Origin of the sequence: Martelella lutilitoris (genome assembly GCF_016598595.1) — a bacterium.
Taxonomy (GTDB): Bacteria; Pseudomonadota; Alphaproteobacteria; order Rhizobiales; family Rhizobiaceae; genus Martelella; species Martelella lutilitoris_A.
Genome location: NZ_CP066786.1, coordinates 3,486,799 through 3,506,309, shown reverse-complemented (window position 1 = coordinate 3,506,309; position 19,511 = coordinate 3,486,799). Strand labels below are relative to the sequence as shown.

Sequence of the window (19,511 nt, the reverse complement as noted above, 5' to 3'; positions counted from 1 at the left end):
GACATTCCTGTCGTGATCAAGGCCCGGTCTGGACCAACAGGCCGGGCTTTCTCATGTCCGGTGTTTGAGCTGTGCAAGCGTCGGCTCGGCGGAAAGCAGGCGGCGGGTATAGGCCTCGCGCGGATTGTCCAGCACCTTGCGCAAGGGACCGGCTTCGACGACCCGCCCGGCATGCATCACCGCCACCCGGTCGCAGATCTCGTCGATGACGCCGATATCGTGGGTGATCAGCAGGATCGAGACGCCATGATCGGCCCGCATCCTCAAGAGCAATTTGAGGATCTGGGCCTGAACCGTGACGTCGAGCGCGGAGGTCGGCTCGTCGGCCACCAGCAGCTTCGGCCGCGTGATCAGCGCCCTGGCAATGGCGATGCGCTGGCGCTGCCCGCCGGAAAACTGATGGGGGTAGCGGTCAATGTCGCTCGCGCTCAGCCCCACCTCTTCCAGAAGCGCGGCGATCCTCTGCCGCCGCTTTGCTCCGCGCGGGGCGTTTTCCTCAAGGCCAAGCGGCTCGCCGATGATCCGGCCGACCGTGTGGCGCGGATCGAGCGAACCATAAGGGTCCTGAAACACCATCTGGAAATCGCGGCGCAAGGGGCGAAGCTCTCGCGCGGAAAGCGCGGTGATCTGATGGGCCCCGAAAAACACCTTGCCCGATGACGGCCGGTCGAGCGCCATGACAAGGCGGGCAAGGGTGGACTTGCCGGACCCGCTTTCCCCGACGATGCCGAGGATTTCGCCGGCCTCAAGGCTGATCGAGACATCGTCAAGGGCTGCAGTCCCGTCGGCGCCATAGCGGCGGCATAGGTTTTCAGCGCGCAGAAGCGGGGTCATGACAGGTCTCCCAGTCCGGCGCGCACGCGACGGGGCAGGGATGACAGGAGCTTCCTCGTATAGGCGTGCTGTGGCCGGCGAATAACGCCTTCCGCCGTCCCGGTCTCCATCACGCGCCCGCCCTGCATCACCATGACCCGGTCCGCCATGCGGGCGATCACGCCGAAATCATGGGAGATCAGCAACAGGCCGATGCCGAGCTCGCGCACCAGCTGATCGAGAATGTCGAGGATTTCCGCCTGGACCGTCACATCGAGCGCCGTGGTCGGCTCGTCGGCGATCAGCAGCGCCGGCTTCAGCGCCAGCGCGATGGCGATGCCGACGCGCTGTCGTTCGCCGCCGGAGAGCTCGTGCGGGTAGGACTTTAATCTGTCCCGGGCTCTGGCGATCCGCACCATTTCCATCAGGCGCAGCGCTTCGCTTCGCGCATCGCTGCGGGAAATTTCGCGATGAAGACGCAAGGCCTCGGCGATCTGGCTGCCGACGGTCATGGCCGGATTGAGCGCGGTCATCGGCTCCTGGAAGATCATGCCGATCTTCTCGCCCCGGACCGCGCTCATCTGCCGTTCGGAGAGCGAAAGCAGGTCATCGCCGAAAAGGCGGATTGCCCCGGAGGTCGAAGCGCCGCGCGGCAGAAGCCCGATCGTCGCCAGCGCCAGCATGGATTTGCCGGAGCCGCTCTCCCCGACAACGCCCAGCGTCTCGCCCCGAGAAAGGGAAAGGTCGACGCCGTGGAGCACCTGCTTTAGACCGTCGCGCGTCTGAAAGCCGACCGTCAGCCTTTCGATCTCCAGCATCATCGGCTGCTCCTTCGGCGCGGGTCGGCCAATTCGCCGAGTCCGTCGCCCAGGAGATTGAGGCCGAGAACGGCAAGCGAGATGGCAAGGCCCGGGGCAAGCGCCATATGCGGCGCGGTGGCAAGGTAGGTCTGCGCCTCCGCCAACATCCGGCCCCAGGAGGGCGTTGGCGGCGATACGCCGAGGCCGAGGAAGGAAAGCCCCGCTTCCGTCAGGATCGCAAGCCCCGTCTGGATGGCGAACTGCACGATGATCTGCGCCGCAATGTTCGGAAGCACATGTTCGAGCGCGATGCGCAGGCCGGATTTCCCGGCCATGCGGGCGGCGAGGATATAGTCGCGGGCGGCAATCTGCAGGGCGGCTCCGCGCGTGACCCGGGCGAAGACCGGCACCATGAAGAGGGCGATGGCGGTGATCGTCGTTGTCGGCCCGCCGCCGAGAACGGCAGCAAGCAGAAGCGCGGAAAGCACCGGCGGAAAGGCGAAGATCACGTCATTGACGCGCATGACCACGGCCTCGAGACGGCCGCGCATGGCTGCTGCCGCCGTGCCGAGCGCAGTGCCGAAAAAGCCGCCGATGAAAACGCCGGAAAAGGCGATGCTGAGCGAAGTCCAGGCCCCTGCCATGATCATCGAGGCCTCGTCGCGGCCGAAGTGATCGGCGCCCAGAAACCCGCCCGGACCTGGCGGTTTTAGCCGGGCCGGTATGTTGATCATCGCCGGATCGGCCGGCGTCCAGAAGCGGCTGAGAATTGCCGTCGCCACGAACAGCGCGGTGATCGCGCCTCCGACCAGAAGGGAAAGGGGAAGACGTTTCATCGCCTCAGCCTCGGATCGATGACGGCATAGAGCGCGTCGACTGCGAAGTTCAGCCCCATGACGATCGCCGCGAAGAAGAGAGCGACATTCTGCACCACGATCAGGTCGCGCTGGGCCAGCGCCTGATAGGCAAGCGTGCCCATGCCCGGCAGGGCGAAGACGTTTTCCACCAGCACCGTGCCGGCAATCAGCACGGAGATCTGCAGGCCGAGCATGGTGACGACCGGGATCAGCGCGTTCGGCGCCACATGACGCCAGAGCGCGTAGGCGGGCGTCGCGCCCTTGGCGCGGGCGGTGCGCACGAAATCCTCGCCGGTTAGTTCGATGACCGCTGTCCTGGTCACCCGCATCAGCACGGCGGCCTGCGGTATGGCGAGCGCGATCGCGGGCAGCGCCAGCGCGTTGAGAGCCGGAAGAATGCCCGCCTCCCAACCCGGAAAACCGCCGGCCGGAAACCAGCCGAAGGTCAGCGCCACGCCGAGGATCAGCAGCAACCCGATCCAGAAATTGGGCACGGCGATGCCGACCTGGGCAAAGAGCGTCGCAAGGAGATCGACCGGGCCATTGGGGCGGGCGGCGGCCAGCACGCCGAGCGGCACGGATACGGCGAGCGAGAGGAGAATGGCAAGGCCGGCAAGCGGCAGCGTGACGGCAAGGCGCTCGGCAATCAATGCGCCGACCGGCGTGGAATAGGTGTAGGAATTGCCGAGATCGCCCGTCAGCACGCCGAAGAGCCAGTCGAGATAGCGAAGGAGAAACGGCTGGTCGAGGCCGAGCTGGTGGCGAAGGGCTGCAAGCGTATCGGGTGCTGCCGATGTACCCAGCATGATCTCCGCCGGATCGCCCGGTACGGCCGCCATCACCGCGAAGATGAGGAAGGAAACGGCGAGAAGGCTTGCGAGCAGAAAGGCGAAACGGCGCGCCAGCCGTGCCGGCGCGCCCTTCCTGCGTTTTGAAAGTTCTGCGGCTTGCGCCAAGTCTATTCGCTCCAGCGGGCGTCCGTCACATCATTGGAGGGAACCGGCTCGTTCCGCCACATACCCTCAAGTCCGGCCTTCCAGATGCCGATCTTGGGCCAGGCATAAAGGAAGAGCGCGGGTACATCCTCGGCCAGGATCTCCTGGGCCTTGCGATAGCCTTCGAGCCGGGCGTTCTCATCCGTCGCGTTGGCGATGTCCGTCATGGTTGCGTCGAAATCGGGATTGTCATAATTGAAATAGTAGGGGTGGCGGGCATAGATGCCGATATCGAGCGGCTCGGCATGACCGATAATGGTCATGTCGTAGTTCGTATCCTTGAACACGTCCTTGATCCAGGTCGCCGGGAATTCGGAGGTTTCGATCGTCATCGTCACGCCGCCCTGCGCAAAATAGGCCTGCATGATTTCCGCCGCGCGCTCTGCATAGGTGCGGTTCGGCACCTTCATGGTGAAGGAGAGCCCGTCGCCATAGCCGGCCTCGGCCAGAAGCGCCTTTGCCTTCTCCGGGTCGTAGGGCAGAACGCCGGTCAGGTCTTCATGGCCGGCATCCGATGGCGAGAAATGGCTGCCGATCGGGGTGCCGAAGCCGGAATTGGCGGCCTCGACGATCGCCTGCCTGTCGAGCATCATCATCAGCGCCCGGCGCACGCGGGCGTCATCGAAGGGCGGCTCGGCATTGTTCATGCCGGCGACGACCTCCATGCCGGTGGTGCCGGGCACGACCTCGAATTCATCCTTCGTCTCGAACTGGCTGACGAGTTCGGGCGCGGTGAATTCCGGAATGGCGTCGACGCCGCCGGAATTGAGGGCTGCCGCCTGGGCCTGCGGATCGGCGATGAAGCGGAATGTGACGTTCTCGAGCGCCGGCTTGTCTCCCCAGTAATCGGGCCAGGCGGAAAGCTTCACCTCATTGCCCTTGCGCCATTCGGCGAAAGCGAAGGGGCCGGTGCCGACAGGGTCGGTGGCGTTTGTCTCGACGCTCGTCGGCTCCACCATCACGGCGGCGGGAAAGCCGAGCCAGTAGAGGAGGTCGAAGGCGGGCCGGGAGAGATGCAGCACAAGCGTATCGGCATCAGGCGTTTCCACGCTCTCGATCGCGCTGTAGAGCGCCTTTTGCGGATTGACGGAACCCTCGGCGAGGATGCGGTCGATCGCAAACTTCGCCGTCTCGGCATCAAAGGCCTTGCCATTGTGGAAGGTGACGCCGTCCTGAAGGTCGAATGTGTAGGTCAGGCCGTCATCGGAAACCGTCCAGGCATTCGCGAGTTGCGGCACGATCCCGCCGTCCTCGTTGATGGCGACCAGACCCTCGAAGACATTCTGCCAGACGACCTGGCCGATGGCGACGGGAGCCGCGGCTGTCGGGTCGAGTCCTGTCGGTTCGGTGCTCATGGCGAGCACGAGGTCCGTCTTCGCCTCGGCGAAGGCCGGCGCGCCGGCGATCAGGCCGGTGAAGACGGAGGCAGCAAGAAGGGCGCGGGCGCCGAAACATTTGTTCATGGTCTAAAATCCTCTCCCGTGGATCGAACTGGGAGGGTCTATACCGCGCTCGGAGACGAAGTGTAAACAGTTAACATGAAAAACGTTGTATGTGTAACGATAATCGTTTCACTGACATCCTCAGTCCCCCGGCTGAACGCGCCTGTCATGGGCGCGCAGGAAGGTCTTCAGGAAGTCCGCAAGGCGTTTCGCCGCGAAGGTCGGCGTCGGACCGTCGGGTCGGACCAGCCTGATGTCCGTGGAGATCTCGGCCCGTTTCTCGAAGGGGCGGACGACGAGCGCTTTTTCGCGGATTTCGCGCGCCACCGTCATGGCCGGCAGGATGAGGACGGCGGCACCGCTGCGCGCCAGTTCCTTCTGCAGTTCCAGCGATGAGGTCTCGAAGGTCGCGTCCATCGGCTCAAGCCCGGCGGCGCGCTGGCGCGCGTCAAAATCGCGGCGAATGCTGAAGGCGCGATCCGGCATGGCGACGGCATGGTCGCGTATGGCCGCGAGCGTCACCGTCGCCTCCGCGGCGAGCGGATGGTCGGGCGCCATCACCGGCTGGTGCAGAACGGGCAGTTCGATCAGCGTTTCCGTTTCGCCGTCCTTCGGCGAAAACATCGTCACCGCCAGATCGGTCTCGCCGGCGGCAACGGCGCGGATCGCGGCCTCGGCGGACGATACCGTGACCGCGATCGAGATCGCGGGGTAGAGCGCATAGAATTCGGCGAGCGCCGGGGCGAGGATCGCGCTGATCACCGCGCCGTTGACATGAAGCGAGACATGGCCGGCCTTCAGGTCGCGCAGGTCGTCGATCACCTGCCGGGCGCTTTCAAGGTCGCGTATGACGCCGAGCGTGCGTTCGGCAAGCAGGCTGCCTGCCGCAGTCAGCACGATCCCGCGCGCGCCGCGTTCCACCAGCGGCGCATCGAAATAGGCCTCGAGATTTTCGAGCTGGCGGCTGACGGCCATGGGCGAAACGCCAAGCGCCTCGGCGGCCTGGCGGATGGAGCGCGAGCGCACAAGTTCGTTGAAATAGATGATGGCCTGTAGCTGCATGCGTCCTTCCCGTTCGAATTTGCCATATGAGCCGGTCATCTGCCGGACCGCAAGCCCCGCCATGGCTGTTCCCGCGTTTTCGCGACCGGCATGGCTTGCAATTTGGTATCTGATTGGTATTAGTTTTGCGAAAGATGAATCGAGTGCGAGATGCAGGCGCTGTTTGATGACATTGATCTTTCGGGAACAGGCCCGCTTTACCGGCGGCTGAAGGCCGGTATTCGCGCGGCGATTGCCCGCGGCGCGCTCGAGGGCGGCGCCGCTCTGCCGCCGGAACGCGATCTTGCCGTGCGGCTCGGCGTCAGCCGGGTCACGGTTCGCCGGGCGATTGCCGAACTGACGGGCGAGGGGATTCTGAACCGCCGGCGCGGGGCGGGGACCTTCGTCGCCCGTCCCGCCGTCCGCATCGAACAGAAACTCAAGCGCCTGACATCCTTTACCGAGGATATCAAGGCGCGCGGCATGGAGCCGCATTCGTTCTGGCTGGAACGCGCGCTCCAGCCGGCATCGGCCGAAGAGGCTGAGGCGCTCGATATCGCGCCGGGCGCGCGCATCGCCCGCCTCAGCCGCATCCGCTTTGCCGACGACCGGCCGATGGCGCTCGAATACACGGCGCTTCCGGGCGACATTCTGGAGGCGCCGGCAGCCATCGGCCCGTCGCTCTACGCCGCGCTTACCGAACGCGGCATTCGCCTTCAACGCGCCGATGAGCGTATCACCGCAACCATTCTGAGCGATGAGCAGGCCGGGCTTCTGGAAGTTCCCGCCGGCGCGCCGGCCCTGGCGATCGACCGCACCGGATTTGATGCCGCCGGCCGCGCCATAGAATTCACCCGATCCTTCTACCGAAGCGATATCTACGACCTTGTCGCCGAGCTGACCTACTCCGAAGAGGGGTGAGGCGATGCAACAAAGAGACCTTGTGATGACCGACGAAACCCATATGCGCCGTGAGATCAACGAAATTCCGGCTGCCGCCGCACGGCTGCTCGATGGCAGCGGCAAGGCCTTCGCCGAGGCCGGCAGGGCGCTTGCGGCAAAAGATCCCGGTGTTGTCGTCACGGTCGCGCGCGGCTCCTCCGATCACGCGGCGCTGTTCCTCAAATACGCGATCGAGTTGACGGTGGGCGTGCCCGTCGCCTCGCTCGGCCCGTCGCTCGCCTCGATCTATGACGCGCCGCTGAAGATGGGCTCGGCTGCGGCGATCTCGATTTCGCAATCGGGCAAAAGTCCGGATATCGTCGCGCTTGCCAACGCCGCGCGGGCCGGCGGCGCGCTGACGCTTGCGCTGGTCAACACCATCGCCTCGCCGCTGGCAGAAGCGGCCGATCAGCCGATCGATATTGCCGCCGGACCGGAAAAGGCCGTCGCCGCCACCAAGTCCTACGTCAATTCGATCATCGCCGGGCTCGGCGTGCTTGCCGAATGGGCCGATGATGCGGGCCTCAGGAAGGCGCTGGGTCGATTGCCCGAGGATCTTGAAAAGGCGCTTGCCTGCGACTGGTCGCCGCTGACGGGTTTGCTGAAGGACGCGCAGTCGCTCTATGTGCTGGGGCGTGGCCCGAGCTTTGCCATCGCCAGCGAGGCGGCGCTGAAATGCAAGGAAACCTCCGAGCTTCACGCCGAGGCCTATTCCTCCGCCGAAGTGCTGCACGGGCCGGTCTCGCTGGTGGAGGCGCGTTTTCCCGTGATCGCCTTTGCCGCGCGCGACAAGGCGGAGGCCGCGATCGCCAAAACCGCATCCGGCATGGCGCAAAAGGGAGCGGCCGTGTTCCTGTCCTCGGACATGGCTGAAGGCGGGGCCGTGCGGCTTCCCTTTGTGGCGACCGGTCATCCGCTGACCGATGCGCTCGCCCTGATCGTGCCTTATTACAGCTTCATCGAGCAGCTTTCGCGCGCCCGCGGCTTCAATCCCGACCAGCCGGTCGCGCTCAACAAGGTGACGGAGACCGAGTGAGATGAAAAAGGCGGTTTGCGGCGCCAGGCTTTTCGACGGCGAGCGTTTTCACGATGGCATGGCTCTGGTCTTTTCGCAGACCGGCGTTGAAGGACTTGCGGCAGAGCGTCGTGTGCCGCCGGACGCGGAAATCATCCGCGCCGACGGGTTGATCCTGGCGCCGGGTTTTGTCGATCTCCAGGTCAATGGCGGCGGCGGGGTGCTGTTCAACAACGATCCGAGCCTTTCCGGCATCGAAACCATCTGCAGGGCCCACCAGCAATTCGGCACCACATCGCTTCTGCCGACGCTGATCACCGACACGCGCGAAACCGTCGAGAAGGCCGCTGCGGCGGGGCGGGCTGCGTTTGACGCGGGCGTGCCGGGCTTTCTCGGCCTCCATCTGGAAGGCCCGCATCTCTCGCTCGCCAGGAAGGGCACGCATGATCCGGCGTTGATCCGATCCATGGATGAAGATGATTGCGATTTCCTCGTCGCACATGCAGGCGCCTTCGGCGTGGCGCTCACAACGGTTGCCCCGGAAAGCGTCAGGCGCCAGCAGGTTGCCCGGCTTGTCGAAGCCGGGTTCACCGTCAGCCTCGGCCACACCGCGACAAGCTGCGCCACCGCGCGCGAATACCGCCTGGCGGGCGCGTCCATGGCGACCCATCTCTTCAACGCGATGAGCCCGCTCGGCCATCGGGAGCCGGGCCTTGTCGGCGCCGCTCTGTCCGATGGCGCGTTCTCCTGCGGGCTGATCGCCGACGGCTATCATGTAGATCCCGTGGCCATGGGGATTGCACTCAGGGCGAAGAAGGGGCCGGGTCGCATTTTTCTCGTGACCGACGCCATGTCGGTTACCGGAACGGATATGGAAAGCTTCACCCTCAACGGCCGCACGATCTACCGTCGCGACGGCCGGCTCACGCTGGAAGACGGCACGCTGGCCGGGGCGGATACCGACATGCTGACCTGCGTGCGCAATTGCCACAGGATGCTTGGCGTGCCCCTGGAGGAGGCCTTGCGCATGGCCTCGCTTTACCCGGCCGATGCCGTGGGCGCGGGCCGCAAGGGCCGGCTTGCCGATGGTGCCGATGCCGATTTCGTGCTGCTTGGCGAAGACCTTTCGCTGAAAGCCACCTATGTCGGCGGCGCATGCGTTTTCGCCGCCGGTTGATGACGCCTCAATCGAACACGATCGACGGACCCTTGCTGGTTTTGGCCGCAAGGCCGGCCTTGGTCCCCGCGGCGATGGCGCGATAGGCTTTTGCGTGCGGGCCGTCCGGTTCGCCGGCAACCACCGGTGTTCCGGCATCCGAGGTGGCGCGGATGTCCATCGCCAGCGGCACTTCACCCAGGAAGGGGACGCCGATCTTCTCGGCTTCCGCCTTCGCGCCCCCATGGCCGAAGATATGGTGTGTTTCGCCGCAATTCGGGCAGATGAAGGCGCTCATGTTTTCGACGATGCCGAGCACCGGCACGGAGACCTTGTTGAACATGGCGATCGCCTTGCGCGCGTCAATGAGTGCCAGGTCCTGCGGCGTGGAGACGACCACGCTCCCGGCAAGCGGCACCTGCTGGGCCATGGTCAGTTGCGCGTCGCCGGTGCCGGGCGGCATGTCGACGACGAGCACGTCGAGTTCGCCCCAGGCAACCTCGCGCAGCATCTGCATCAGCGCCGATTGCACCATCGGCCCGCGCCAGATGACGGCGGTGCCCTCGTCGACCAGAAAGCCGATCGACATCACCTTGAGGCCGTATTTCTCCATCGGCATGATGGTGCGGCCGGGCCCCTGCATCGGCCGCCCGGAAAGGCCCATCAACCGGGGAATGGACGGGCCGTAGATGTCGGCATCCAGAAGTCCGACCCTGAGGCCTTCCGCCGCAAGGCCGAGCGCAAGGTTGACCGAGGTGGTGGACTTGCCGACGCCGCCCTTGCCGGAGGCGACGGCGATGATGGAGCCGATGCCGGGAATTTCGGGCTTGGACTGGCCCTTTCCGCCGGCGCCCTCTTTCGGCGCATCGGGTTTCTGTCTGGCATCGGGGCGCTCGCCTTTCTGTCCGGCAGGCTTTTCGGCCGTCAGCGTCACCAGCGCCTGGCGCGCGCCGGGCAGCGCTTCGGCGGCCTTTTGCGCGGCAAGACGCACCGGCTCGTAGGCCTCAACCTTGTCGGCGGGAACGTTCAGCGAGAAATAGATCTTGCCGTCAGCGATGAAGATGTCGGAGACGAGGCCGCTGAAAGACAGGGGCTTGCCGTCGGCAAGCGTGACGGTTTCTAGGCTCTTCAGAACCTGTTCCTTGCTGATCGCGTTCATGGCTGCCTTCCTGTTCTCACTCAGTGCCTAGATAGTGGAGATTGCGCGAAACGCCAATGGCCAAGCCGCCCCGCTCGACTCGACGCCTTGTCCGAAAGGCAGTCAGTCGAAAAGCATGTCTCTCGTGGGGCGAGGAAGGGTGGGGGAGAAAAAAATAGAAACGCCGGGGCGAAAACATAGACTTTCAAAGCCCGTCGCGCCGGCGTTTCTATCGTTTTCAAGTCGCGCTCTTGGGCGCGTGTTTGTTTTCATCCCCTCTGGAACTGGAGAGAAGATGAACGAATACCTGAACCAATGCAAGCGGCTTTTTTGCGGGAAGAACAGGGATTTAGACTTGATCGCCCGTCAATGACGGCCAGAGCGTCTGTGTTGCGATGCACAAATTATTGACTCAGCTTATTTTTTGGGCCCGCAGCAGCGTAGCCGGGGGGCGTTCAGAAATCCGGATTTTTTTCTTCCAATGACAGTCCCGGGGGCTTTTTCGGAGCTTTTGTCCCGCCTGACGGCATGGGCAGAGCAAGATCGCTTGATTTCTCGGCTTTCGTTGGCTTTCCTCATTTGCACGACCGGGAAAGTCTGCGATTCTCGCGCGGGGGGCTCTCGCGAATGCAAAAGACCGCCACCACATGACAAGAGGAGCGCCGGTAGCGACAATGACTGCAGAGACCGTATTCGAAGGCCGTATTCTGGTGAATGACCGGACGACGCTCGGCGAGGGGCCGGGCTATGACCCGAACTCTGACCAGATCTGGTGGTTCGACATTCTCAACAGCAAGCTTCACCTGCTCAATGCCTCTTCACGGGACCGCCGGATCGTGTCGCTGCCGGAAATGGCGAGCGCCATGGCCGTGGTCGACGAGCGACGCCATGTCATCGCCATGGAGACCGGGCTCTATTTTCACGATGTCTCGACCGGTGCGCTCAGCCTGCATGCGGCCATCGAGCCGGACAATGCCGTCACCCGCTCCAATGATGCACGGGTGCATCAATCCGGCGCCTTCTGGGTCAGCACCATGGGCAAGGAGGCCGAAGACCAGGCAGGAGCGATCTACCATGTGCTCGCCGGCAAGGTGACGAAGATCTTCGACAAGGTGTCGATCCCCAATGCCATCTGCTTTTCGCCCGACGGCGCAACCGGCTACTTTGTCGACAGCCGCATCAACAAGCTGATGCGCGTGCCCGTCGATGCCGAGACCGGACTGCCCGAAGGGCCGGAAGAAGTGTTCATCGATACGTCGAAAATGCCCGGCGCCATGGACGGGGCGATCTGCGACGGTGACGGGCACATCTGGAACGCCCGTTTCGGCGCCGGAGTTCTCGACCACTATGACACTTCCGGAAAGCTCGTCGCCCGTTTCCAGCTGCCCGCCCGCCAGCCGACCTGCCCAGCCTTCATCGGCCGCGACGGCGGCTGGATGATGGTGACGTCTGCTTCCCGCGATGCCGATATCATCGAGGAACCGAATGCCGGCTTCACCTTCGCCCTGGTGACAGGCGCAAATCCGCGCTTCGATCCGGCCTACCGGGCGTTTTGAGCCCTCACATCAGCGAGCAGTATCGCAACGCGTCATAGATGGCGGCGTGAATGTTGCGGGCATGGATCGCATCGCCGATGCGGATGAGATCGAACCGGCCCTCGGCATTGGTTTGTGGAAGCGGCGGTTCGCGCGCGATCAGTGCTTGGTAGTCAACCGCGCCGCCATTGCGGGAAAAGGGCTTCAGCGCGCAATAGAGATCGTCCATCGCCATGGTGCCGTATTCGACCACGACCTGTGCCGCCGCGACTTCCTCGAAGATGCCCGGCGCGTAGTCGGAGGCAAGCACCGCCCTCAGCCCGTTGCCGTCGCGCCTTATCGCCGAAAGACGCTTGTTGATGGTGATTTCGACGCCATTTTCCGCAAAGCATCTCGCATAGGGCACATGGTTCATGCCGCCGACATCGGGCGCGAAGAAGCGCTCGGGCGTGACGATCCGAAGCGCTGCGCCGCTTTTGGCGATCATCTCGGCCGTCGTCAGGCCCGGGTGACCGCCGTGATCATCATAAAGCAGCACCGTGTCGGCGGGTTTCACCGTGCCGGCCAGGATATCCCAGCTTGAAACGGCAAGCGCTTCGCCCTCATCAAGCGGCGGCGACTGGGCAATGCCGCCGGTGGCGACCAAAACCAGATCCGGCTCTTCCGCCAGAACATCGTCTTCCTCCGCATAGACATTGTAGCGGATCGGGACATTCAGGCGTTCCAGCTCGGCGAGCCGCCAGTCGATGATGCCGATGAGCTCGCGCCGGCGTGGATTGCGGGTGAGAAGCCTGATCTGCCCGCCCGCTTCCCCGGCGGCTTCGAACACCGCGACATCATGACCGCGCTCGGCCAGCACCCGCGCGGCCTCAAGCCCTGCCGGCCCGGCTCCGACCACGACAGCCTTGCGCGGTGTTTCCGCCTTCGCAATCACATGCGGCATGGTCGCCTCGCGCCCGGTCGCCGCGTTGTGGATGCAGAGCGCCTCGCCGCCTTCATAGATCCGGTCAAGGCAATAGGTCGCGCCGACGCAGGGGCGGATCCGGTCCTCGACCCCGGCTTCGATCTTCGCGACGATATGCGGATCGGCGATATGGGCGCGCGTCATCCCGACCATGTCAAGACGGCCTTCGGCGACCGCATGGCGGGCGGTTGCGACATCGGCGATGCGGGCGGCGTGGAAGACGGGAAAGCGTGTTTTCTGACGGACGTCGCCGGCAAGATCGAGATGCGGGGCGGACGCCATGCCCTGGATCGGGATCACCTCGGTGAGCGGCGCGTCATGGTCGATATGGCCGCGAATGACGTTGAGAAAATCGACCGTGCCGCTGTCGACGAGCATCTGACAGATCGAAAGCCCTTCCGCGCGGGAAAGGCCGCCCGCCCGGTTCTCGTCGGCAACGAGGCGCAGACCGACGATGAAATCCGGACCACAGCGCTTGCGGATGGCCTCGAGCACCTGAAAGGTGAAACGCAGCCGGTTTTCAAGCGGGCCGTTATGGTCATCGTCGCGCTGGTTGGTAACCGGCGACCAGAAGCTGTCGAGGAGGTGGCCATAGGCCTCGATCTCGATGCCGTCGAGGCCGGCTGCCATCATCCGTTCGGCAGCGGCGGCGTAGTCCTCGACGATGCGGGCGAAGTCGAAATCCTCCATCGCCTTGGGGAAGGTGCGGTGGGCTGCCTCCCGCGTCGGCGAGGCGGAAAGGACCGGCAGCCAGTCGCCCATGTTCCAGCCGCTGGTGCGCCGGCCGAGATGCGTGAGCTGGATCATGACCGCACAATCGTGCTCGTGACAGTCTTCGGCAAGGCGCGCCATCAGCGGCACGATCTCGTCGCGCCAGGCATGGAGATTGCCGAAGGCCGCCGGCGAATCCGGCGCGACGACCGCCGATCCGGCCGTCATGGTGAGTGCGATGCCGCCCTTTGCCTTTTCCCGGTGATAGAGCCGGTAGCGCTCCGTCGGCAGTCCGCCCTCGCCATAGGCCGGTTCATGAGCGGTGGACATCAGCCGGTTCTTCAGCCTGAGATGTTTCAGTTGGAAGGGCTGGAGCAAGGGATCATTCTGCATGGCGGTCTCCGGCGTTCTCTTCGTCCATGCTACACGGAAATGAGGTTCATGCCCTGGCAAAAGCGCCGGGCGCTGTCCCGTGCGCGCCAAAAGCGGGGGACGGCATAATCCGCGAGCGTTTCAAAACGGCGCGAATCCCTTTAAGTATGCGTCATGAGCATCAGACAGCTTTCGGAAACCGTCATCAACCAGATTGCCGCCGGCGAGGTCATCGAGCGGCCGGCAAGCGCTGCCAAGGAACTGGTGGAAAACGCGCTTGATGCCGGGGCGACCCGCATCGAGATTGCGACCGCCGGCGGCGGCAAGGCATTGCTGCGCGTCACGGATAACGGCTCCGGCATGAGCCCGGACGATCTGTCGCTGGCCGTCAGGCGTCACTGCACCTCGAAGATTTCCGCCGATCTCACCGATATCCGCACGCTCGGCTTTCGCGGCGAGGCGCTGCCGTCGATCGGTTCGGTGGCGCGGCTTTCCGTTGCAAGCCGCACGAAGGGCGCTGCGGAGGGCTACCGGATCGAGCTTCACGGCGGAAAGCTTGCCGAGCCGCAGCCCGCGCCCGTCAATCCGGGCACGATTGTCGAAGTGCGCGACCTGTTCTTCGCCACGCCCGCCCGGCTGAAGTTTCTCAAGAGTGAACGGGCGGAAACCGGCGCGATCACCGAGGTGGTCAAGCGCATGGCGCTCGCCTTTCCGGCCGTCCGCTTCGTGCTTTCCGGCTCCGACCGCTCGACGCTGGAACTGCCGGCAACCGGCGATGACCGGCTTGCCCGCATCGCCCAGGTGCTGGGCAAGGATTTCCGGCCGAACGCGATCGAGATCGATGCCGTGCGAGAAGACGTCGGCCTCTCCGGCTTTGTCGGCGTGCCGACCTTCAATCGCGGCAATTCCGGCCATCTCTACGCCTTCGTCAACGGCCGCCCGGTGCAGGACAAGCTGTTGATGGGGGCCATCCGCGCGGCCTATGCCGAGACCGTGCCGAAGGGACGCTATCCGATGGCCGTCCTCTGGTTCTCGCTCGATCCGGCTCTGGTCGACGTCAATGTCCATCCGGCCAAGGCCGATGTCCGCTTTCGTGACCCCGGATTGGTCCGCGGGCTGGTCGTCGGAGCGATCCGCGAGGCGCTGACGAGGAGCGGCGACCGCGCGTCGTCCACCGGGGCGGATGCGATGCTGAGGGCCTTCAGGCCGGGCCTCGCGCCGCAAGGCGAACAGACAGGCGGTTTCGGCAGCGGCTTTGGCCGTCGCGATATTCGCCCGTCGAACGTGAACTGGTCGCCCGAGCGCTCGCCTTATCGGCCGGAAGGCTTTGCCGAAGGGGCCGCGCCCGCCTTTGCCGGAACTGCGGAGGCCGAAAGACCGCAAGAGGCCGCTCGCATGCTTGCCGGTTTCGATGCGCCCTCGGCGCGGTCGGAGGCCTTCGAGCCGTCGCGCGGCGAGGAGGCCACGCTCAGCCATCCTCTGGGGGCCGCCCGCGCGCAGCTGCATGAAAACTATATCGTCGCCCAGTCGGAGACCGGATTGGTGATCGTCGATCAGCATGCCGCCCATGAACGCCTTGTTTACGAGGCGCTGCGCAAGGCGCTCGCCGATCGCCGGCTGCCCTCGCAGGGCCTGTTGATCCCGGAGATCGTCGATATGCCGGAAGAAGACTGCGACCGGCTGATGCCGTTCGCCGAGGAGATGAGCCGCCTCGGCCTCGTCTATGAGCGCTTCGGGCCCGGCGCGATCGCGGTGCGCGAGACGCCGGCCATGCTGGGCGAGGTCAACGCCCCGGCGCTGATCCGCCAGCTTGCCGACGAGGCTGGCGAATGGGAAACGGCCGAGGGACTGCGGGCGAAGCTCGAGAGCGTTGCCGCCACCATGGCCTGTCACGGCTCGGTGCGTTCCGGCCGGCGCTTGCGCGTGGAGGAAATGAATGCTCTTCTCCGGCAGATGGAGGCGACGCCGGGCTCAGGCCAGTGCAATCACGGTCGCCCGACCTATATAGAGCTGAAGCTTTCCGATATCGAACGTCTGTTCGGGCGCTAGCACCGGCGGGCGAATTTCTGGAGATGAACTGTTGAATATCCTTGAAGGCAATGGCCGCGGCGAGGCGAAAATCCGGTATCTGGACGCCGATTTCGAAGTGGTCATACCCGGTACCCATGTGACCTGCGCGGTGACTGGCAAGCGGATTCCGCTGGACGAACTGCGCTACTGGAGCGTTGCGCGACAGGAAGCCTATGTTGATGCGCCTGCCGCCTTTAAGGCGGAGAAGAGGGCCGGAGCGCTGCCGACCGGCAGGGCCTGACCGGCGATCCACGAGGGACACCGCGTGCCGACGCTCATTTCCTTTGCCGGCCTGCCGGGCGTCGGCAAGACCACGATTGCCCGGCGTTTCGCGCAGGAACGTCCGGCGGTCTTCCTGCGCGTCGACGAGATCGAGGCCGTGCTCAGGAAGGACGACCCGGCGCGCGAGATCGGTCCGCTGGGCTATGAAATCGCCGCGGCGCTCGCCGTCTCGAACCTGAAGACCGGACAGGACGTTATCATCGATTGCGTCAATCCCTGGCCGTTGACCCGCGCCATGTTCGAAAAGGCGGCTTCAGAGGGCGGAGCCGGTTTCCTCGGCGTCGAAGTCATCTGCGCGGATGCGGCGCTCCATCGCGCCCGGCTGGAAAGCCGGACGAGGGATATTGGCGAAGGGCATGTCGAGCCGGGCTGGCAGGATGTGCTTGACCGTGACTATGCGCCATGGCCCGAAGCCGCGCTTGCGCTGGACACAAGCGCGCTTTCGGCCGACCGGGCGGCAGAGCGCATCTTGAAGAGGCTTCGACCGCTTTGCGCGAGCGGGGCGTAAGCGCCGGCAAATCGCCATGTGCGATGCAACGGAAACCGCTCGAAGGCGCGGAAGGCTCGCTTGCCTGCAAGGCGCGCATTCAGCCCGGAGCCCGTCCGGTGGAGGCGCGCACGACCAGTTCCGGTCGCCACAATTCCTGGACATCGTCCTTCTCCAGGCCGTTGATGCGGTGGATCAGCCGTTCGGCGACCCGTTTGCCCGCCGTGCGCAGCGACGAGCGTGTCGTGGTCAGCGGCACGGAGAACAGCTCGGGGCGCAGGAGCGGCAGCACGTCGTCATAGGAGATCAGCGAGATATCCCTGCCGAGCTGAAGGCCCGATTGCGTGACGGCGCGCACGATGCCGAGCGCCTGCACCATGCTGGAGCACAGCATGGCAGTCGGCGTCTCGTCGCCGGAAAGAAACCGTTCGGCCGCGCGCTGTCCGTCGGCCTCGGTCATCTGGGCGGAGACATGGAAGCGTTCATCAAGGCGGAGGCCCGCCTCCGAGAGCGCCTTGATGACGCCGTCGCGCCGGCGGATGGCAAAGCCGAATTTCTCGTCGCCGTTGATGAGGCCGATACGGCGATGGCCAAGCTGGAGGAGGAGACGCGTGGCGTCGTAAAAGGCTGCCTCATTGTCGACGTCGAGCGAGGGATAGGGGTGCGGCGGATCGAAGAAGCGGCCGTGGACCACAAAGGGCAGGCCGAAGGATTCCATCAGATCGATCCGGCTGTCCTGCTCGCGGATATAGGCCAGGCAAAGCCCGTCGACATAGCCGCTGGTTGCCAGGCTTCGCAGCGCGGAGACCTCGTCAGCGGGGTCAGACGGCATGACCACGAGGTGAAAGTCCTCCGCCTGGGCCTTTTCGCCCAGCCCGCTCAGGAACTCGCCGAAATGCAGGTCCGAAATCACCTGGTCGCCGATCGGCATCAACAGGCCGATCGAACCGGCCTTGCCGGTGGCCAGGCGCTGCGCCGTGCGGTTCGGCCGGTAGCCGGTCTCGCGCGCGGCCTTGAGCACCCGCTCGCGGGTTGCGGCATTGACCTCGGGATATCCGTTCAGGGCCCGGCTGACAGTCGTCGGCGAAAGGCCGAGCCGCGCCGACAATTGTTTCAGGTTCACTCCCGTTTCCTCCCCGGAGGCACGTAACACAAAAATAAGGTGTGAAACCTAGTGCGCTCCAAATCGTTCACCGGCAAGGATGGTTCCGCAGAAATCCGTTCGCCTCGCTTGCGCGCTCGCGCAAGAGAGCGTGTGTGGACTTCTTTGGCGTTTTCCAAAGCGGTTTGGCTTTTTTATCAAGCCTTGCCGGGGGAAGGGAAGACCCTTTCCGGATAGATTGTCAAGAAAACGTCGCTAAACGCGAAAAAACGGCAAAAATCGGACATGATTTGCGGAAAGGGGTTGACTCAGACCCGTCACACGAGAATTCTCTGGAGATGTCAAAGCGCTTTGGATAAAGTGCTGTCTGACAACCTAAGCCCTCGAGAGGGTTGAATGTGATGGGAGGTAAATCACATGCATAAAGTTCTGTTGACGGGCGTAGCCTCGCTCGCCCTCGTTGCCGGTGCGGCCCAGGCTGCCGATCTGAAGTTCGCCCCGGGCGAGGATTCCCGCTTCAACTGGGACAGCTTTACCCAGTTTTCCGATTCCCATGACCTGAGCGGTCAGACGCTGACGATCTTCGGCCCCTGGCTCGGCCCCGACAAGGATCTGATCGAGAGCGTTCTGGCCTATTTCGAAGAGGCGACCGGCGCCAATGTCGAATATTCCGGTTCGGACTCCTTCGAACAGCAGATCGTCATCGACACCCAGGCCGGCAGCCCGGCAAACATTGCCGTGTTCCCGCAACCCGGCCTTGCCGCCGACCTCGCGGCCAAGGGCTTCCTGACCGAGCTCCCGGCTTCCGCAGGCGAGTTCCTGTCGGAAAAATATGCCGCCGGTCAGTCCTGGGTCGATCTTTCGACCTATGAGGGACCCGATGGCGAGCCCGGCCTCTACGTCTTTCCCTACAAGGCCGACCTGAAGTCGCTCGTCTGGTACGTTCCGGACAATTTCGACGATGCCGGCTATGACGTTCCGGAAACCATGGAAGAGCTGAAGGCGCTCACCGAGCAGATCGTCGCCGACGGCGGCACGCCCTGGTGCATCGGTCTCGGTTCCGGCGGCGCCACCGGCTGGCCGGCGACCGACTGGGTCGAGGACATGATGCTGCGCACCCAGCCGCCGGAAGTCTATGACCAGTGGGTCACCAACGAAATTCCGTTCAACGATCCGCGCGTCGTCAACGCGATCGACGAATTCGGCTGGTTCGCCAAGAACGACACGTTCGTTGACGGCGGCGCGGCCGCAGTCGCCTCCACCGACTTCCGCGACAGCCCGAAGGGTCTCTTCGACAGCCCGCCGAAGTGCTACATGCACAAGATGGCCTCGTTCATCCCGTCCTTCTTCCCGGAAGGCGTCGAGCTCGGTCTTGACGCGGACTTCTTCTACTTCCCGGCTTACGAGGGCGAAGACCTCGGCAGGCCCGTTCTCGGCGCCGGCACGCTGTTCGGCATCACCGAAGACAGCCCTGCGGCTCAGGCCTTTATCGAATTCCTCGAAACGCCGATCGCGCATGAAGTCTGGATGGCGCAGTCCGGCTTCTTGACGCCCTTCAAGGACGTCAATCCGGAGGCTTACGCCAACGACACGCTGCGCGGCGAAGGCGAGATTCTGACCGAAGCCACGACCTTCCGCTTTGACGGTTCCGACCTGATGCCCGGCAAGATCGGCGCAGGCGCGTTCTGGACCGGCATGATCGATTATGTCGGCGGCCAGTCGGCAGAAGAAGCGGCGACCGAGATCCAGAACTCCTGGGATACCCTCAAGTAACGGTCGTCAAACCGGT

Annotated in this window: 17 protein-coding genes; 8 read left to right on the top strand and 9 right to left on the bottom strand. The window is 64.4% G+C overall.

What is annotated here, in order from left to right:
• Positions 1-51: 51 nt before the first annotated feature.
• The 6 genes from JET14_RS22975 to JET14_RS16765 form a co-directional block, all read right to left on the bottom strand.
• The gene (locus JET14_RS22975; protein ID WP_200334977.1) at positions 52-834 is read right to left on the bottom strand and encodes an ATP-binding cassette domain-containing protein; all 783 of its coding nucleotides are present in this window, start codon (positions 832-834) and stop codon (positions 52-54) included.
• The gene (locus JET14_RS22970; protein WP_348648074.1) at positions 831-1,631 is read right to left on the bottom strand and encodes an ABC transporter ATP-binding protein; all 801 of its coding nucleotides are present in this window, start codon (positions 1,629-1,631) and stop codon (positions 831-833) included. The genes JET14_RS22975 and JET14_RS22970 overlap by 4 nt, the downstream gene beginning before the upstream one ends.
• Entirely contained in the window at positions 1,631-2,449 is an 819-nt protein-coding gene (locus JET14_RS16780; RefSeq protein ID WP_200334973.1) for an ABC transporter permease, read from the bottom strand. Before JET14_RS16780 ends, JET14_RS22970 begins: the two co-directional genes overlap by 1 nt.
• On the bottom strand, positions 2,446-3,426 hold the full coding sequence (locus tag JET14_RS16775; protein ID WP_432443044.1) for an ABC transporter permease: 981 nt from the start codon (positions 3,424-3,426) through the stop codon (positions 2,446-2,448). Before JET14_RS16775 ends, JET14_RS16780 begins: the two co-directional genes overlap by 4 nt.
• 2 nt (positions 3,427-3,428) lie before the next feature.
• A complete protein-coding gene (locus JET14_RS16770) occupies positions 3,429-4,928 on the bottom strand; it encodes an ABC transporter substrate-binding protein (protein ID WP_200334971.1) in 1,500 nt (499 codons plus the stop codon).
• Between the two features lie 120 nt (positions 4,929-5,048).
• A complete protein-coding gene (locus JET14_RS16765) occupies positions 5,049-5,969 on the bottom strand; it encodes a LysR family transcriptional regulator (protein ID WP_246750354.1) in 921 nt (306 codons plus the stop codon).
• Between the two features lie 150 nt (positions 5,970-6,119).
• Here JET14_RS16765 and JET14_RS16760 point away from each other — a divergent pair, with 150 nt between their 5' ends.
• The 3 genes from JET14_RS16760 to nagA are packed head-to-tail and all read left to right on the top strand — an operon-like array spanning position 6,120 to position 9,082.
• A complete protein-coding gene (locus JET14_RS16760; protein WP_200334969.1) occupies positions 6,120-6,869 on the top strand; it encodes a GntR family transcriptional regulator in 750 nt (249 codons plus the stop codon).
• A gap of 25 nt (positions 6,870-6,894) precedes the next feature.
• Positions 6,895-7,926 (top strand): SIS domain-containing protein, encoded by a 1,032-nt coding sequence (locus JET14_RS16755; protein ID WP_200334967.1) that lies wholly within the window; start codon positions 6,895-6,897, stop codon positions 7,924-7,926.
• Position 7,927: 1 nt separating this feature from the next.
• The gene (gene nagA, locus JET14_RS16750) at positions 7,928-9,082 is read left to right on the top strand and encodes an N-acetylglucosamine-6-phosphate deacetylase (RefSeq protein WP_200334965.1); all 1,155 of its coding nucleotides are present in this window, start codon (positions 7,928-7,930) and stop codon (positions 9,080-9,082) included.
• 7 nt (positions 9,083-9,089) lie between these two features.
• Here the strand turns inward: nagA and JET14_RS16745 are convergent, their stop codons facing one another.
• Positions 9,090-10,220 carry an Mrp/NBP35 family ATP-binding protein gene (locus tag JET14_RS16745; RefSeq protein ID WP_200334963.1) on the bottom strand — a complete coding sequence of 377 codons (1,131 nt, stop codon included), beginning with the start codon at positions 10,218-10,220 and terminating at the stop codon, positions 9,090-9,092.
• 653 nt (positions 10,221-10,873) lie between these two features.
• Here JET14_RS16745 and JET14_RS16740 point away from each other — a divergent pair.
• On the top strand, positions 10,874-11,755 hold the full coding sequence (locus JET14_RS16740; protein ID WP_200334961.1) for an SMP-30/gluconolactonase/LRE family protein: 882 nt from the start codon (positions 10,874-10,876) through the stop codon (positions 11,753-11,755).
• Positions 11,756-11,759: 4 nt separating this feature from the next.
• Here the strand turns inward: JET14_RS16740 and JET14_RS16735 are convergent, their stop codons facing one another.
• Positions 11,760-13,802: an NADH:flavin oxidoreductase gene (locus tag JET14_RS16735; protein ID WP_200334959.1), complete on the bottom strand. Its 2,043-nt coding sequence runs from the start codon at positions 13,800-13,802 to the stop codon at positions 11,760-11,762.
• Positions 13,803-13,955: 153 nt separating this feature from the next.
• Between JET14_RS16735 and mutL the strand changes: the two genes are divergently transcribed.
• The 3 genes from mutL to JET14_RS16720 are packed head-to-tail and all read left to right on the top strand — an operon-like array spanning position 13,956 to position 16,641.
• A complete protein-coding gene (gene mutL / locus JET14_RS16730; protein WP_200334957.1) occupies positions 13,956-15,830 on the top strand; it encodes a DNA mismatch repair endonuclease MutL in 1,875 nt (624 codons plus the stop codon).
• Positions 15,831-15,861: 31 nt separating this feature from the next.
• Entirely contained in the window at positions 15,862-16,092 is a 231-nt protein-coding gene (locus JET14_RS16725; protein WP_200334956.1) for a DUF2093 domain-containing protein, read from the top strand.
• Positions 16,093-16,116: 24 nt separating this feature from the next.
• Positions 16,117-16,641, top strand: coding sequence for an AAA family ATPase (locus tag JET14_RS16720; protein WP_200334955.1), 525 nt, complete (start codon positions 16,117-16,119; stop codon positions 16,639-16,641).
• Positions 16,642-16,720: 79 nt separating this feature from the next.
• Here the strand turns inward: JET14_RS16720 and JET14_RS16715 are convergent, their stop codons facing one another.
• Entirely contained in the window at positions 16,721-17,743 is a 1,023-nt protein-coding gene (locus tag JET14_RS16715; protein WP_200334954.1) for a LacI family DNA-binding transcriptional regulator, read from the bottom strand.
• A gap of 396 nt (positions 17,744-18,139) precedes the next feature.
• Here JET14_RS16715 and JET14_RS16710 point away from each other — a divergent pair, with 396 nt between their 5' ends.
• Positions 18,140-19,495, top strand: a complete 1,356-nt coding sequence (locus JET14_RS16710) for an ABC transporter substrate-binding protein (RefSeq protein WP_200334953.1) — start codon at positions 18,140-18,142, stop codon at positions 19,493-19,495.
• Positions 19,496-19,511 lie beyond the last annotated feature (16 nt).